The organism is Bifidobacterium sp. ESL0728 (assembly GCF_029392015.1).
Classification (GTDB): Bacteria; Actinomycetota; Actinomycetes; order Actinomycetales; family Bifidobacteriaceae; genus Bifidobacterium.
The window spans coordinates 764,567-781,229 of sequence record NZ_CP113925.1 but is presented as its reverse complement, the minus strand read 5'-3'; the positions used below and the strand labels follow the sequence as shown (position 1 = coordinate 781,229).

Genomic DNA, 16,663 nt, shown 5'->3' with positions numbered 1-16,663 from the left:
TTGACAAGCACTTCATCAAAGACAAGCTGTGATGTAGCTCACATCGAAACAAGACTGCCGAATATCACTCCCGGCAATAGACTTGAGGCAGGAAAAGACAAAGGAGCAGTCATGGACGACAACGCGCAAGGCAAGACGCCCGAGGAACTTTTGCAGGTTTTCAGCAAGACGCATTCAGCGGTTTCGGGGGAACCAGACGACGCCAGCGACCCCAACAATGCAGCCGCGCCGAAACCCAACACAACGTTCGACACCGACGAATTCTTGAAGGGACTCGACGCCTTGTTCGACGCGCACGAGGCCAGGGACAAGGCCGAACCGTACCTCAAACAGGCGATGGCGGAGGCCGAGAACGCCGGAGACGACGCAGGACTTTTGACGGTGCTCAACGAGACCATGGGTTTCTACCGCTCGCACGGACGGCACAAAGACAACCAGTGGGTCATCCAGCGGGCGCTGGAACTCGGCTTGAAGATGGGCATCGAAGGCACCGAGGCTTGGACGACCACGCTTATCAACGCGGCGACCGGAATGCGCGCGGCCAAGCAGTACGACCAGGCCGAGGATTTGTATAAGCAGGCGTTGGCATCGGCGGCAAAGACGCTCGCTCCAACCGACCGGCGCATGGCCGCGCTGCACAACAACATTTCCATGCTCTATAGCGAGACCGGAAAACTCGAAGCCGCGCAGGCTGAGCTTGAAAAGGCGCTTTCCATTCTTGAGGCTTCCAGCACCGACCCCGAGACCGACATCGACGTGGCCTCCACACATACCAACCTCGCGCTGGTGCTGCTGCAGCGGGCGACCGAGGCGGCACAGGGCGGAGACTCCGATTCTTCCGACACCGTCGATTCGCTGCTCGATCAGGCGATGAAACACTCTCTGAAAACGTTGGAAATCTACAGAAACGGACACCTCGAGCACAGCGCCCACTTTGCTTCGGCGTTGGCCGGATATGCGCAGGTCTGCTATGCGGCCGGACTTTTCGACAAGGCGATCGATTCCTATCGGCAGGCACTCAAAGTCATCGAGGAATGCTACGGCACCGATACCGATTACTACCGCATCACCGCCGGGAATCTCGCCCAGGTCGAAGAGACCGCGAGGGCGGCAAAAGAAGCGGCTGGGAACACTGGTCAATCAGAATCCGATAACAATGCCGACTCCACTCAAAACGAAAGCACCGGAAGATCGGAATCGCATAACGGCACCGCTCAGAACAAAGATTCTGCCGAAACCAGTGGCAATTCCGCTTCTCCGGTTTCAGCCGAACAGACTAAACACGCCTCTACGACTTCAAACGGTAATGACTCACCTGCTATTGGCAACGCCACGGCAGCAATCAAACCTGCCGCAGAAACCCGGCCGGCCATCTCGGGGCTCAAGCTCGCACGCGCTTATTGGGAACAGTGCGGAAAGCCGATGATTGCAGAGAAATACGCGGAATATCAGGGGCGCATCGCCGCCGGGCTCGTCGGGCACGGCTCGGAATGCTATGGCTTCGACGACCAGTATTCACAGGATCACGATTTCGGCCCCGGCTTCTGCCTGTGGCTTACGGACGAGGATTACGCGGCGATAGGCGAAAAACTGCAGGCCGATTACGAGGCTCTGCCGCAGGAATTCATGGGCTTCGGGCCGCGCGAATCCACGGCACGCGCACAAGGCGGCTCAAGGCGCACCGGCGTTTTCCGCATCGGTGATTTCTTCGCCGGCATCACAGGCTACCCAGCCGCGCCAAGCGATGACAAACCACACGAATGGCTGTTGCTGGACGAACCGACACTCGCCGCGGCGACCAACGGTGAAATCTTCGCCGATCCGCTCGGTGCCGTTTCGAGAACGCGTCAAGGCTTCAAGATGATGCCTGACGACGTGCGGCTTTCGCTGATTTCGCGGCGTCTTGGCATGATTGCGCAGGCCGGCCAATATAACCTGCCCCGCATGCTCAAACGCGGCGACGGCGCTGCGGCATGGCTTTCTATCCGCGAGTTCACCACCAACGTCTGCTCGTTCGTTTTCCTTATTAACGAACCGATTCGCGCTGGATACATGCCGTATTACAAATGGCAGTTCGCGGCGCTGCGCCGGCTTTCAGGACGCATGTCAACCGTGTTGCCGGACGTGTGCGAACAGCTCGAAAGAATCTTGCAACTTTCCTCAGCGGCCTGCTTTGGCGGTGCCGGGTTCGGCGAAGGCGGCAAGGGTTCCGCACCAGCACAGGAACAGATTCAATCGACTGTCGAGCATATCTGCAGCGAAATCGTCACGGAACTCAAGGACGAAGGCCTGACCAACAGTGATGAGGAATTCCTTGAATGGCAACGGCCCTATGTCGAAGCCCATATCGGCAGCGACAATCCGGTTTTGCACAGTCTGTAAAAACCGTTGTGCGATGATCATCACATGGCAATCAGCCTGTTCATTGATGCCAATGATTATCTGGATATCAACAAATAACGATGGATACATAAAACAGCGAATCGGCAATCCACAATAATCGCGACGCCGATTTCAAAAAACTCTAAGTGATGCCAAAACCTATACTGGCATCAGAAACAACGCCCCACACCAACGCGGCGGCAAGGAAAGAGCAATGATGACTGAAAACGCAACGAAGCAAACGACGCAGTCCGACGGCGAAACGGACACGACTTCCTCGGCAGGTGTTTCCGCCGAAGATCAGGCGCGTCTCGATCTGCTGGAACGCGTGGTGAAGCACGAATGGGACCAGTTCCAGAAAACTGACAACGAAGGCGGACGTGCGGCCTGCCAAGGCAACTGGCCGACGTTTCATCAGATGCGCGCCAGCCAGTTCATGACCTGGCCTGTGCCGCTGCTGAAAAGCTACGCCGACGACCTTGACGAGGCGGATCGCATCGGCCGCAACCTCATCACCGAGAAATACGGCCGCATGATGATCTCGACCTGGCCGGAAGAATATCACGCCAACATCGAACCGTATATCCCGCTTCGCTCGACCGGGCGCGTCGCCGCACAGGAGAAGGTCATCGCCCGGCAAGTGGCGTGGGCCGACGATTTCCGCAGCCGCTACCCCAAACTCGGCCGCGAGATGCGCGTGCTGCACACATCGGAAGACACCCACGACAACACGTCGTTCGAAACCTACCTGCGCGGCGAGCTCGGCACGTATTCCGACAAGACGTTCGGATTGTACCGCGACTTCATCGAAGACCTCGCCGCTGCTAACCGCAACCTTACGGAAGAGACCATTCGCAATACCGTGCTCCTCGGCGGCTTCAAGTCGCTCGACGAGGCCGAGACGCTGCAACAATGAGTCCGCGCGCATCGTTGTATGTTCCGTGATTTTTATAACGAAGATCACTGAATGCTGGCACGAAATCCGTCAATGCAGCACTGAACATTGTAAATCCAAGATCCTGTGTTGCATGCTGCAAATGAAGGATAACCTGAAATACATTACCGAGCAAACAAGCCATTCTTACGATTGGCTTATGTTGGTTTCACAGCACGGAAGCATGAAAGGCCACCCTATTCGCCTTCCCTGCTACGTATTACAGCTTTATTACACAATTTTCCCGAGATTCCCGTTCCCTGCTATCAGGGACGCAAAATATCGAGAATGAGATAGAGTGGCACGCATGCGATTGTTGAAACGATTCCTGCCTTCTATGGCCGTCTTCATCGCTCTTGTCGCCGTTTTGGCGACGTTGGGAGCGGCAATGATGCCGGATTGGAGCGTGGAACCGTTGACGCAACATATCAAAGTGGCTTCTGATAATTCCTCAATCCAAGCCCGCGATACTGCAACCGCAAGAGATATTAGGAACATTCGCAATACAGATAGTCGAGCCGAGGAAGCCACCGGAACACCGGCAAAAGGCGCAAATGAGCAAACTGCGTCAAGCGCTGGCACAAAGCGGAATGACGGCAAAACCGGCAACAACGCCAACGACAATGTCGAAAACATACTCAAAACCGACCAAGAAGGCACTTACAAGGTCAAAACCACTAACCTGCGCATCAAGCTCGCCCCGAACGTCACCATCAACGCGATTCTCCGCTCCCCCGTCAACGCGCGCGGCAAGCGGCCGGCAACTCTGTTCATTCACGGAGCCGGCACAGGCAAGGCCAGCGAAGTCTACGGCGATATCGCTTCGGCCATGAGCTCGGCGGGCATCGTCACGCTCGTGCCGGACAAGCGACTTGACACCTACACGACGTTCCACCGTGACTATTACGCGATGGCCGAAGACTATATGACATCGCTGAAAACCCTGAGGTCGCAGCCCGACGTCGACCCCGCACAGGCCGGCATCTACGCGGAATCCGAGGGCACATGGATCGCCGAGGCGATGGCCCATCGTCACCCGGGCGCGATCCCCTTCATGATGCTCACCTCACCGCCCGCTGTTTCGGGACGCCGGCAGATGGCGATGGCCGCCAACACCTATGTCGACTACGTCGGTGCTCCCAACGGGCTCAATCGCGACGTGGACAAATTCATCGGTCTTGACTTTGCGCCGCTTGGGTTGCAATATGCCGATTTTCCGGCCGAACGGTATCTGAAGGATCTCACGATGCCGATTTTGATCAGTTTCGGAACCGACGACCTTTCCATGCCCATCGATCAGGGCGCGACCGACATCATCAATGGGACCGAAGCTGCTGGAAACAAGAATGTGCTCGTGCGCTATTACCACGCCAACCACCAGATGCGCGTCGGCGCGCACACTTCCGTGCCCGGCCTGCCGCTTGACAAGCACTATACACACGACCTTGAGGACTGGACGAACGCCATCGCCGCGGGGACGAAAGCCGACGATTGGGTCACGCCGCAGATCGCCGGAGACCAACCGAACCAACGGCTCGCCGTTCCCAGCAGCGTGAAACCAGGACCCATCGGGTCACTGAGCACGATATTGGTGCTGCTTGCTGCGATTATCTTGTGCATTGCGATGGCGGGAATCGTCGGACTCGGAATCGCCATCGGACACTTATTGAAACGTGACAGACAAACCAAACAAAGTTCTTCACCCTCACTCGACCAGAACGATATGAAAAAGTCCCTGACAACCAATTCAACGAGCGGGAAAGCCGATTTCGCGATGGACGATTCGCAATATCCGCCGGCAACCGATTCGGCGATTCGCGAATCCGATTCCGGCGCTAATTATGGCCGATTCCCGCATCGACTCACAACGGCCTTGGCATTGAACGGTTGCTGTGCCGTGCTGGGAATCGCGGCGTTCTTCGTCTACGTCATCATCGCCGCAAAATCGGCTCTAACATTGACTTCGCGAGACACGATGCTCACGTGGGGCTGGACGTTGATGCAGGTCATCGCATTGATCAACATCGTCCTGCTCACCTGGCTGATGATGGAGCTTTGGCGCTCGCGAGGTGGCCATTTCCCCAAGAATAAAGCCCTTTCTATCAGCAACGAACAAGCCAATATCACCCGGAACATCGACACCAGTAACATAGCGGCCGCAATTAGCAGTAATACAATAAATCGAAGTGAAATACCATTCCAAAGTTTCTGGACTCCCGCACATTTCATCGTCGCGGCGCTGTGCATCATTGCAGCAGTGCTTTCACTGGTAATGATGGCGTTCTTTGGGCTCTTCAGCCTCTAAAAGTACTTGCAATCATTAAGAGCCAAGACAATAAAATAGTAAATTTCAACATTTCCGTACTTGCTCAATGCAGTGTTTATCAAAAACGTTGCCTGCGCAACGTCACAATCGTCGCGCAGGCATCATATATGCCACCGTTTATCCCAGCAAACAGCCTATCGCCGCCTTCTCGCCTTCCACTTTGCAGTGCCCTGGTGAATCAGCGACGCCAGACCGAGCAACACGGCCAATCCAATCAACAACGCTCCCAACACAACGACGAACAAGGCAATCAGCGAGCGAACATCGACACCCCCGGGCACTGAAGCGAAAACCATTGGAAACGCCGAAGCGACAAACAGCATCACCGCACCAAGAAACAGCGGCAGCAGGCTCAATATGATGGTCGCCTTGCTCGGGCCGGCTGGCGGTTGCGGCTTCTGCATCTGCTGCGGCACGTCACGCGGCACACGGACGTAGGTGCTGGAAGGAGCAGGACCATCGGCGAAATTCGACGGCGGAACATATCCCGTCTGCCGCGTATCCGAGGAAGCGCAGCCGGTTTCGGTATCGATTCCGCTTTCATTTTCAGTTGCTGTTTCGTATCCGACATCTGCCGCCGTTCCGGTTTCAAGCTGGGTTTCGGTACCGATTCCAACGCCTTCTGCTTTGAACGACTCACTTGCAGCATTGTCATTTTGTGCAAGGTTATCGTCTTCGACATCAGCCGCAACAAGGCCAGCGTCCTGCACCAAAATGGTGTCGGTATTATCGTCGTCACCACTCTGAACTGCCATAGCCTCAGTCTCGGCGGTATCGGAGCTACGGTTCTGAGCTGGAATGGTCTCGATAGTATCGTCGTTATCGTTCCGAACCGGCATATCCACAGTCTCGGCGACGTCATTGTCCGAAGTCAAATCCGTCATTTCGTTCTCCTTATTAGATTCGTCACTCATTCTCATCGCCTCCATGTCGCTTCGGTCTTGCCTTTGGCAAATTGTGCATAACTCGGCACCGTGCTTTCGTCGGGATACTGCACCGTCACACGGCCTTCAACGACGTAAGGTGCGTCGATAGTGAGTTCCGGCCCGGTTTTCGGCATCTTGCCATGGTTGTCAGCGAAAAACCATGCGTAATTCTTAGAAGTGCCGATACCATGCTGGAATTCGAGACGGTCGTAACTGTTGCCGCCTATGCCGATCTGCGAACCGCGGCCAATTGCGACATAGCCACTGCCCAATGATTTCGTGCCGGTGGCCGGGTCATCGCCGAGCCATGAGCCCATGACGAGGTTGCCATCGCAGGAGCCGAGACAGAATTTATAGCCCCAACTTCCATCGTTCGCCCCACCGTAATAATCGCTGTCATCATCACCGATGTAGCCGTCGACATTCACGCCACAACCATCGCTCTCGCTGCATCCACCACTATAGCTGAATCTGCCTGGCTTCGAGGAATTATCCGATTTCGAAGATGCGTCTGACTTTTCAGGAGTATCCGGCTTTGCTGGAGTATCCGGCTTCGATGTTCTCGAGTCTTCACGCAGCTTCTGAGCTTCGACCTGCATATTTGCATTGTTGCCGTGGCTAAGTCGGTACGAGCAACCCGCCGGCAATGTGACAAAAACCGTAGCCTTGCTGTCCGTCAGGTTGATCGTTCCGGTCGGGCACCCGGACTTGACCGTGCTGCCATCCCTCAACGTAACGTCGTGGGTGCCGTGAGTTTTGCTGTAATCGCTCAGGTCGATATTGACCGCGTCATCATCAAGTCTGTGGCCGTTAATAGCGGTTCCCTTTTTGAGTTTTTTGAGTTGTTGATCGTTGCTGCCATCGATGGCTTTAAACCCGCTGACATTGACTTGGGTATAGGTCACGCTTGTTTGTGCCAGCCCCGTCACGACCAAGGAATAACCGATATCACTAACGATAAACACCACCGCGACGAACGCCGCAATCCACACCAAAGGATGCAGTCCTCCGGCGCGATGTCCAGCCAAGCCAAGCACAGCGATAACCACGCCGAGAAATATCAGTATCCCGCCAATCCAGTACGTTCCGTATTGCAGAATCGTGCCCATATAGCCGCCGTTGCCAAAGCATTGTATTGCAACGAGTGCGCCGGAAAGAAGGCTGGCACCAAGCGCCAGCAGGACGACCACGAATCCGGCCGGCTTACGCCGTGCGCGCCTCGGCCCCCACGGCCTTGCCGCGCTTTGAGCTGAGCTCTGCTGATAAGGCCGGGCCGGTTCGGCCATATAGGTGGGGGGGACAGCGGCACTCGAAGATGCGCCCGCTGCAAACGGCGAAGTCCATGATTGCCCGGAAGGTTGGCGACCATTGAAATCGGAAGCGTTTTGACGTCCGTTCCATACTCCGTTTTGCGAGGTTTGGGTATCGGCGGAATATGCCTGATTGCCATCGTCAAAGCGGTTCTGACCGGTTTCGGTATTGCTGGAATCGGGATTATTGATACGGCTATCCGGCCCATTCGACTCCAGGCTGGAACCCCGGTTATCGATGCGGTCATTCAACCCATCCTCCTCCAGACGGGAACCAGCCTGACGCGTATTCGTATCAGCGTCCTCGACACCACTACCAGGATTCATGCCATCCTGTTCGCGAAACGTCGCCTCGTTGTTTCCTTGCGTTGCCTGCGTTTCGGCTTGCGTATTTTTTTGCGTTTGCTGCCAAGATTGCGGAGCGTACGGCGCGGAATTTGCGCTCCCGTAGAACGTCGGATTTGCGTTGCCGGAAGGGCCGTAGGGCATCGGCCCGGACTGATATTGACCTTGCGGTTGCTGAGCCTGACCATGATACTGGTCTTGATATTGACCCTGCTGCGGGTTATTCGCATACGCGGCTCCGCGTTGCTGCTGGGCCTTGTTCGCGAGGCTGTTGACCATAATCAGCAATACCGCGACCGCGATGATGGCCAGCAGCACACCGATTCCGGGGAAACAGAATGCGATAATCATCAAGATAATCGGACCAAGCAACGACCATTGCCAATGGCCGTAAACCAGTTCCTCACCCGAAATCCTGTTGTCGCGACAATCCGGCAGCAGCACCCAGGCCGCCGCGTAGAACGCCGCACCGAAACCACAGACCAGTGTGGAAGCGGCGACGACCGCGCGCACGAAAACGGGACTCAACCCGTAACGCACCGCGATGCCGTCACACACACCGGCAATCCAACGGTTGTTGCCACGCATCAGTCCGCTGCCGCGAATCCACGCGAAGAAGCGGTCGACCTTGTCGTGCCGAGGAGGAACGGGATTACTCATGTTGGCCGGCTGTTGGTAGCCGCTGCCATAGGTGTTGTTGCTCATGGTTCTATTACAGCATCTCAAAACGCTTAAAAGGGTCAGGGAACACCCTGATTTAACCCTGATTTTTGTCGGAATGCACCCTGAAACCTTCAAAATCATGCACAATGGAAGTATGAAGCCATCGAAGAACGCGCCAAGCAACGGGTCAACCCCGGATCCGGGCAACCAGCGTCAAGCCCCGCGCAACCAGCCAACATACGGCTGGCAGCAATATGTGCCGGCAAGCGGATTCCCCGTGACACCGAAACAACGCCTGCCGCTGCTGCGTCCGAAAAAGAAACGCATCTTCTGCGGCGTTTGCCGCGGTCTGAGCCTGCACTTGAACGTGCCGGTGGTTTGGATTCGCTTGGCGTTCGTGGCCGCAACGTTCCTTTTCGGTGCTGGTATCGTGGCCTATATCTTTTTATGGGCGTTCGTTCCGGCCGGAGATCCGGTTACTGCCCAACGCAAGCAGCGTGAGGCGCAATGGAAGGCCGAACACGCACCTTTGTCATACGGAAACGTTGACAATATTCAAAATGGACAATACGGAAATGACGGCAATCCCCTATCCGGCGATACCACTGATACTGCCAATATCACTAGCTTTTCCAACGCCCATCGAGGAACAGCTCAACCTTCTTCGCCACCTTCAGGGGCGAGCGCAAACGCTAATACGAACGAAGCCGAAAGCGACGAAACCGGCAACGGCCCTGAAAACCTGGCCCAAGCCCTCAAGAACGCCTCGAAACCCTCGATCATCGCGCTCATCGGTATAGCGCTCATCGTCCTTGCCATGATTCTGGAAATCAGCCCAATGCCCGGCGACCTCACGTTTGGCATTTTCATGGCATTGTGCGGACTTGGAGTGTCTTGGATACGCTTCAACGCCGAAGACGGCCAGATACGTTACCTGCTTATCGGCGTGGCGCTGATGGCGATAGGCTACTTCATTTGCGCCGATTCCTACACGTTCAGCCATCATCTGCCGCTTTCCGCCGCAATCGCCGGCGTTGCGCTGCTTATAGGGGTTGCATTGGCCATCATCCCGCTCGCCAACCGGTTCATTCACGAATTGAGCCACGAGCACGCATTGAAGGAACGCGAGGAGGAGCGTGCGGATATGACCGCCCACCTACACGACGGCGTGTTGCAAACCCTCGCGCTCATCCAGCTACACAGCGACGAGCCGAAAACGGTGTTCACGCTGGCCCGCAAGCAGGAACGCGAACTGCGCCGGTGGCTGTATCAGGAACGAATACCTTCGGACCGGTCGGTAAGCAGCGGGCTCAAAGAGATTGCGGCACGCATCGAAGACCAGTTCGGCGAGGCCATCGATGTGGTCACTGTCGGCGACACACAGCCCAGTGCCCAGACCGATGCACTGCTCAATGCCAGCGAACAAGCGATGCTCAACGCCGCCCAGCATGGCGCGGAACCGATTTCGGTCTATTGCGAGGTCGGAGGGGCACAGGCCGAGGTCTTCGTACGCGATCACGGCGACGGATTCGACCAGGACGCCATTCCGCCGGACAGGCTGGGAATCCGCCAATCCATCATCGGTCGCATCGAACGCCGCGGCGGCAGCGTCAACATCGTGTCGCGCCCGAACTGGGGCACGGAAGTCCACATGACCATGCCAATTCCTAAGGAAAACGGCAGCGCTGATGGCACAACGGCAGAAGAAAAGCAAACAGGAACGGGCAAACAATGAACCGAGGCACGCGGACAACGCCACCGTTGCCCTTACGACAATCAATTAAAGCCTGTACGAACCGGCACGATATCAATGTTCCCGATATACACCGATTACCGACTATCGCGTCAAACCGAAATCCCGAAGAATACGAATAGAACCAAACAGATATGATTGACAACAGCATGAGACAGACAGGTGACCGCAACAACATGAAAAACGTATCTAGCGGCGGAGCAGCCGAGGCCGGCCAGGCGAATACCGACTCGCAAAACGGCAATCAACCGCTCGGCGACCATCACTCCATCCGCGTAGCAGTGGTCGACGACCATGAGATGTTTCGCGCAGGGGTCATCGCCACGCTGAGCCCGCATTTCACCATCGTCGGGCAGGCACCCGATGTCGAGGGATCGGTGGCGATGATCGCCGATACCAAGCCGGATGTGGTGCTGTTGGATGTCCACGTGCCCGGCGGCGAAGGCGGTGGCGGCGCGGAGATATTGCTCAAATCACATCCGTTCTCTCCCGATTCCGCATTTCTTGCGCTTTCCGTTTCCGACTCGCCAAAAGACGTCGGGGCGGTAATCCGAGCCGGAGCACGCGGCTATGTCACCAAAACCATCAGCGGCGACGACCTTATCTCCTCAATCATCCAGGTTCATGAAGGCTACGCCGTCTTCTCGCCAAAACTGGCCGGATTCGTGCTCTCCACCTTCCAAGGAGCGGGCCAGGCAGAGCACGACGACGAACTCGACAAGCTCTCCCACCGCGAGCAGGAGGTCATGCGCCTCATCGCGCGCGGCTATACGTACAAGGAAATCGCCGCCGAGCTGTTCATCTCCATCAAAACGGTGGAAACCCACGTCAGCGCCGTGTTGAAGAAGCTCCAGCTCTCCAACCGCACCGAGCTCACGCGCTGGGCCGCCGATCGCCGGATCGTGTGAAATCCATGAACACTTTCAGACCTGATTTGATTGGATGAATAATTCTATTTTGAATAACAAAATAATTCCATACAACGAATATTTATCTATCCAACAGCGCGAAACAACAAGCAATAATCAGCACAATTAGAACAATTTCTCTTGTAGCGGCTCGGCTTTGAACCATTTCGCATCGAAACCCGAATCGGCGGAATCAGAACAATTCATTTCGCAAAGTTTCATCGGCTTTGAACTGTTTCGCGTCAAAATCTGAAACGACGGGATCAGAACAACTCATTTCGCAAAGTATCGCTATCTTTGAAAGCAGTCGCGCGAAAACCCAAACCACTCAATTTCCCAACGGCGCGATCATCGTTGTCGACGAACAACGTCGTCGCCGGGTCAATGCCGAAATGTTCGATAGCTCGATGAACCAGAACCGGATCAGGCAACCGAAGCTTTTCCTCGGAAGAAACCATAAAATCACGCAACATGGCGAGTTCCGGGAAACGTTGCCGGGCCAGTTTCAGATGCTTGCTCGTAGTATTCGCCAGTCCCCACAAACGGATTCCCGCAGCGTCCAAATCCCGCAACAACTCAGGCATCTCCGGCATCATACCGACGAACCCGTCTTCCTCATGGTCGAGGTACATCTTGAGCACCCAAGCGATTGCCGGCCCGTGGTGTTTTTCGTAGGAAGCGAGCACGCGTTCCTCGCTCCACCCGCTTTCGAGCATCGCGAGATAAAACTCCATCCCCCACTCGTCATGCGGGTCAAACATCATATCGGCGATTCCTTCAGGATATTGCCCGATAATCGGCCGTCGCCCGTCCCACTCAACGAGCACCCCATCGAGCCCAAGCACCACGTCGGTTATTGATGTTTCCACAACCGTCACACCTCTTTACGAGCCGTCAATCAAAATCCTAACTTCTCTATTCTTATAGACGATTCACACGACCCAGCCAAATAAAACATCCCTATCGATTACCAAACAGATAACCTTTTAACATAAACGGAGATTTTTAAACAAAATATAATATATAATTTTCGCTTGTCACCCTAGTTGCATATTTGCCGCTTTACAACCAAGCAGCATTCATGCAACAACATCGAACTTTTAACGAAGAACAAGGAACGACAATGAACAGAAAGATAATTGCCACCATCGCATCTGTGCTACTGATTTTCGGCGTTTCGGCTTGTTCCGAATCATCAACGACGAGTAACGACGCACCCACTTCAACGTCTTCCTCATCCAAACAAAATGCCGAAGCCAAGAAGAAGGCCTCAGAAAAGAAAAAGCAGGAAGCGAAAGAAAAACAGGCACTCAAAACTGCCAAAACCACGCTGAGTAACAAAATTACCGAAGCTCATTCCCTGCTCGACTCATCGAACAACAACGTCGCAGACCCGCAAACACGAGTCGACCTCACCAACGCCATCAATACCGCCACGGCATTTACCGGATCAGATTCGGCTGAATATAATCAAGCGGCCAATTCGCTGCAAAAAGCCATGGATACCGTGACGGCCAGCGTCAAACAGAAAAACCAGAACGATGCTGCTGCCGCGGCCGCGGCTGCAGCACAAGCAGCCCAACAAGCCCAAGCCGCGCAGCAGGCTCAAGCACAATCCCGATCAGCGGCTCCACAACAGTCCTCAAACCAAGGAGGCACAGGCTCGCTCTATGCCACTTGCCGTGACGGCTCTCAATCCGTATCCCGCCCTGGTGCGCCAAATTATCAAGGCATGTGTTCCCATCACGGCGGCATAGCCCAGAAACTTGGGCTGCGCTGAAAAGAGACTCGCACGCACACCGGAAGCGTTATCCATCCGGTGTGCGTATCATCGTATCCGGCGGAAGGAATCTCCAGATATGGTAACCGCTAGCATGTCGGGGATGGCAGCGTTACCCATCCGGACCATAAAGCTTTCATCGGATGACACCGAAACCGACGGGGCGTTTTCTTGCATTCTGCTTCAATGCCGCGGGATAGTATCTCAATCAATCGGGAGCTAGGTTTACGGAATTCCACAACCGTTCTCATGATGTCACTTATAGCGCAAAGTGAGATGGCTCAAGCTCCGTTTATTTAACCCTTGTTTCGGAATTATTGTTCAAAAGGAATGTCTCTAAACGCTGACATTCGATAATCTGGCACAAATACGAGACTTGTTCCAATGGGCACGGATTAAACCCAATCACATCCGACTCTTTTTCGCTTATGACGCATATAGTCACCTCATGCATCAACAGATAGCCCATCTCCACTAAAAGAAATTAAAAGGGAAACCGAATCCGCCAGGATGCCAGCGGCAACAACCAACGACATATGCCGCTTAACGGCTATACGAGTTCTTGTCTTTCCCCTACCGTCATCCGTATAATATTATTCCTTTTATCATTGTTTCAGAACCGATGGAATTGCCCGACATACGCAGCCTACTAGCAAATCGGCGAACAGGTATCATCCGAATAATCGATGTGTGCGGTGATCCAGCGGTCAGTATTGTTCTTGATAACGATTGTGTAGTGTTCGCCCACCTCGGTCCGCCAATTTTTCCTCACGCCGCGGAAAGACCCGTAGCTAACGCCATCGTCGCTCTGAACCTTCACCGTTACGTCAGGGCTGTCACTGCTTACATAGAGAGATACACCTTCAATCAGTTCAACGCGGTTTTTCACATTGAACCGCTTCTCCTGATATGGATAATAGATGGCGTCGAACGTATAGTACTTGATAGCCGCAAAAGAAAACCAGAACACAAGCAGCAAAACAGGAACTAGAAGCACAACAATGATCGAGGTCACCACCTTGTGACGTTTAACGGCGTTTCTTATCTTGCGCTTTGCCATAGTCCTTGATTCCTTCGTCGATATCATCAGAATCCCCCTGATTATCACCATGGAAATTAAGACGCCACTTTTCTGCATCTGATAGTATCTGGGCAGCACCTGCTCCATTATGCAACGTTCCTGAGTCGAAGCCGACACTACTGCCATAATATCCATAAAGATAATTGCCAAGAAAGTCCGAAGACGGATAACCGTTGTTCTTCTCATCCGGCGGGTTGCCATCCCACCCTCTCGACCAAATAGAATAATTATCATTCCCATAAGGATGACTTTTCAAATCTAATGGATGATCCGTTTGCACCATGTTGTAAAACTCCGTTAAATCGTTTTTGAACGAAATCTTAGCGACATCATCGCCGAGGCCCCGTGCAGCAACACGAATGTTGACATGCGTATTAAGCAGTACTTTTGAAAGCTTCTCATCAGCTGCAATAATCCCGGGGTCGTCAGCGACGAAATGATATTTTTTGCCGGGATACTTGCTTTCATAGTCTTGTTTTGCCTTGTCGTATTTCCTTCTGGCTTTGGCATATTCGTCAAAAGCGCCAGGAGCCAAGGAATGCAGCCAATCTTCGTAGATCTGCTCAATTTTTTTGGCCTTGTCTTCGGGCTTGAGATTCGGGTCATCCTGAATCTCCGTGACCTTGACTCTGTAGAAGACGGGAAGAGTATTCGGATCTAAGCCGGATTTCAGTTTGTCCCCTTGTAACGCTGCCAACCAACTCATATCCGTACCGGGAGGAAATACGACTGACCCATCAACGTTGGCACGTGTACTGTTGATAGCCTTCACGCCCCGCATTGCATCCTTAAACACTTGCGCACTGTCCTTGAACAACGGAGCAGTATCATCAACAAACGCCTGAAGTGCAGCCAATTCTTCATCATAATCGGCCTTTAGCTTCTGCAAATTGTCAAGTTGCTTCTGCAGCTTCCTGTAGTCTGTCCCCAAAGCCTTTGCATCCTGCGCTGAAGAGCTGGCTGTCTCCATCGAATTAAACTTGTCCTGATCCGTCTTAATCTTTTGCTGCACGACATCGATCATATGGTTTGTGTTTTCAAGCTGTTTCTGGACTAAGTCACCGTCGATATGATTGTCGACCGCGCGTATCTGCCCGTCAGAGGTGCGGTATGCGTCCAGATCGTCCCGTATATCTCCGACAGCCTCATTGAGCTGGTGCACCATCGGAGCAATATACGTGACGAACATTCCCTTGCCGGCCATGTACGCCGCTCCCTTTAACATCCCAGAGTTCACAGTGTTCACAAGATGGCCACTACCTTTTGAGAGTCGGCCGAACACCTCGCTGGCGCCCTTCAGGTTGGCTTGCAAGGCGTTCATCATTGCGTCCGAATCGCCGGAATCATAAACTACCATCGCGAATCCCTTCTTTTCTTCCTAAGCTCGTCAGTCTCTTCCTCCAGCCTCATCGAAGCGTCCAAACAATATCTGTTGACTTCATCGCTATGCCGTTCCGCCGACTCACGTACGTTTCGCTCAACATCCTCTATGACAGCCAATTGTTCCTGCTTGCGTTGCGAAAGAGCAACCCCGGCATCTTCGTACAGCTGCCGCGTCCGCCCTGCAAGCGTCGAGAACTCCTCGGCAAACTGCTCATCGCGAGCGTTTTCGCTCCAGCGCAGATTTTCCAGATCCTCCTGTTCCGAAGTGATCTGACGAAGACGTTTGGCCCGTTTCAAATCTTCTTCTTCAGCATCGGAAGGTTTCGAATGAGCGACAGAATTCCCCGAATAGTATCCCATAACGCTTTATCTCACTTCCATCGCTGCGCGGTGGCTTCGTCTCGTTCCTCGATGACATGCGCAATCCGCGGGAACTTGTTGGCCTGAGACAGAACGCAAGAGACTACATCAGAAACGTCACCCATCAACGCGTTGCACAGATTCGCCCCGGCCTTCATAGACGCGACCGTGGCCGACCCCATGGTCACTGACTGGTTCGCGAAACCCGACGCATCAAGACCTGTCAGTTCACCGATTGCCTCTTGAGCCTCCACATCGCTCGACTTGATTTCACTTTCGGCCATGCAGCACCTCCAAGTTCATGAGCAGAAACAAACTTTATATCGAACAATCATATTATGGTTATTAATAATACTTTAGACTAACTCCCTTTTGCAACGCTCACTCACGAAAATCCGCCGAATCGCGCATCCTTTGCACATCCCCAGACACCCATCCGACTTTGAGGGTTACGGATAACGGAAGCATAAAAATTTTAAGCGTTGGAAGATATCAGGATTATTGACAATACC

General features: G+C 54.0%; 13 protein-coding genes. 6 read left to right on the top strand and 7 right to left on the bottom strand.

Going from position 1 to position 16,663, the window contains the following annotated elements:
* Positions 1-111 precede the first annotated feature (111 nt).
* The 3 genes from OZX67_RS02785 to OZX67_RS02775 all read left to right on the top strand — a co-directional run bounded on the left by OZX67_RS02785 (position 112) and on the right by OZX67_RS02775 (position 5,621).
* On the top strand, positions 112-2,382 hold the full coding sequence (locus OZX67_RS02785) for a DUF4037 domain-containing protein (RefSeq protein WP_277143955.1): 2,271 nt from the start codon (positions 112-114) through the stop codon (positions 2,380-2,382).
* Between the two features lie 214 nt (positions 2,383-2,596).
* Positions 2,597-3,298, top strand: coding sequence for a DUF4125 family protein (locus tag OZX67_RS02780; protein ID WP_277143953.1), 702 nt, complete (start codon positions 2,597-2,599; stop codon positions 3,296-3,298).
* 316 nt (positions 3,299-3,614) lie between these two features.
* Positions 3,615-5,621, top strand: a complete 2,007-nt coding sequence (locus OZX67_RS02775; protein ID WP_348519611.1) for a hypothetical protein — start codon at positions 3,615-3,617, stop codon at positions 5,619-5,621.
* A gap of 155 nt (positions 5,622-5,776) precedes the next feature.
* Here OZX67_RS02775 and OZX67_RS02770 read toward each other — a convergent pair whose 3' ends face one another.
* Both OZX67_RS02770 and OZX67_RS02765 read right to left on the bottom strand, forming a co-directional pair.
* The gene (locus tag OZX67_RS02770) at positions 5,777-6,556 is read right to left on the bottom strand and encodes a hypothetical protein (RefSeq protein WP_277143951.1); all 780 of its coding nucleotides are present in this window, start codon (positions 6,554-6,556) and stop codon (positions 5,777-5,779) included.
* Positions 6,557-6,558: 2 nt separating this feature from the next.
* Positions 6,559-8,928 carry a PspC domain-containing protein gene (locus tag OZX67_RS02765; RefSeq protein ID WP_277143948.1) on the bottom strand — a complete coding sequence of 790 codons (2,370 nt, stop codon included), beginning with the start codon at positions 8,926-8,928 and terminating at the stop codon, positions 6,559-6,561.
* Between the two features lie 112 nt (positions 8,929-9,040).
* On the opposite strand from OZX67_RS02765, the gene OZX67_RS02760 reads away from it, so the two are divergent.
* Together OZX67_RS02760 and OZX67_RS02755 are read left to right on the top strand one after the other, a co-directional pair.
* Complete coding sequence (locus tag OZX67_RS02760; RefSeq protein WP_277143946.1) at positions 9,041-10,621, top strand: ATP-binding protein; 1,581 nt, start codon at positions 9,041-9,043, stop codon at positions 10,619-10,621.
* A gap of 152 nt (positions 10,622-10,773) precedes the next feature.
* The gene (locus tag OZX67_RS02755) at positions 10,774-11,547 is read left to right on the top strand and encodes a response regulator transcription factor (RefSeq protein WP_277143944.1); all 774 of its coding nucleotides are present in this window, start codon (positions 10,774-10,776) and stop codon (positions 11,545-11,547) included.
* Positions 11,548-11,810: 263 nt separating this feature from the next.
* Here the strand turns inward: OZX67_RS02755 and OZX67_RS02750 are convergent, their stop codons facing one another.
* Complete coding sequence (locus tag OZX67_RS02750; RefSeq protein WP_277143942.1) at positions 11,811-12,416, bottom strand: hypothetical protein; 606 nt, start codon at positions 12,414-12,416, stop codon at positions 11,811-11,813.
* Positions 12,417-12,601: 185 nt separating this feature from the next.
* Here OZX67_RS02750 and OZX67_RS02745 point away from each other — a divergent pair, with 185 nt between their 5' ends.
* Complete coding sequence (locus OZX67_RS02745) at positions 12,602-13,327, top strand: hypothetical protein (RefSeq protein WP_277143940.1); 726 nt, start codon at positions 12,602-12,604, stop codon at positions 13,325-13,327.
* Positions 13,328-13,976: 649 nt separating this feature from the next.
* Here the strand turns inward: OZX67_RS02745 and OZX67_RS02740 are convergent.
* Genes OZX67_RS02740 through OZX67_RS02725 form a run of 4 tightly spaced genes read right to left on the bottom strand, consistent with a single transcriptional unit; the run spans position 13,977 to position 16,435 of the window.
* Positions 13,977-14,387: a hypothetical protein gene (locus tag OZX67_RS02740; RefSeq protein ID WP_277143938.1), complete on the bottom strand. Its 411-nt coding sequence runs from the start codon at positions 14,385-14,387 to the stop codon at positions 13,977-13,979.
* Positions 14,356-15,765: a polymorphic toxin type 44 domain-containing protein gene (locus OZX67_RS02735; RefSeq protein WP_277143936.1), complete on the bottom strand. Its 1,410-nt coding sequence runs from the start codon at positions 15,763-15,765 to the stop codon at positions 14,356-14,358. Before OZX67_RS02735 ends, OZX67_RS02740 begins: the two co-directional genes overlap by 32 nt.
* Entirely contained in the window at positions 15,759-16,151 is a 393-nt protein-coding gene (locus OZX67_RS02730; RefSeq protein WP_277143934.1) for a hypothetical protein, read from the bottom strand. The genes OZX67_RS02735 and OZX67_RS02730 overlap by 7 nt, the downstream gene beginning before the upstream one ends.
* An 11-nt stretch (positions 16,152-16,162) precedes the next feature.
* Positions 16,163-16,435: a hypothetical protein gene (locus OZX67_RS02725; RefSeq protein ID WP_277143933.1), complete on the bottom strand. Its 273-nt coding sequence runs from the start codon at positions 16,433-16,435 to the stop codon at positions 16,163-16,165.
* Positions 16,436-16,663 lie beyond the last annotated feature (228 nt).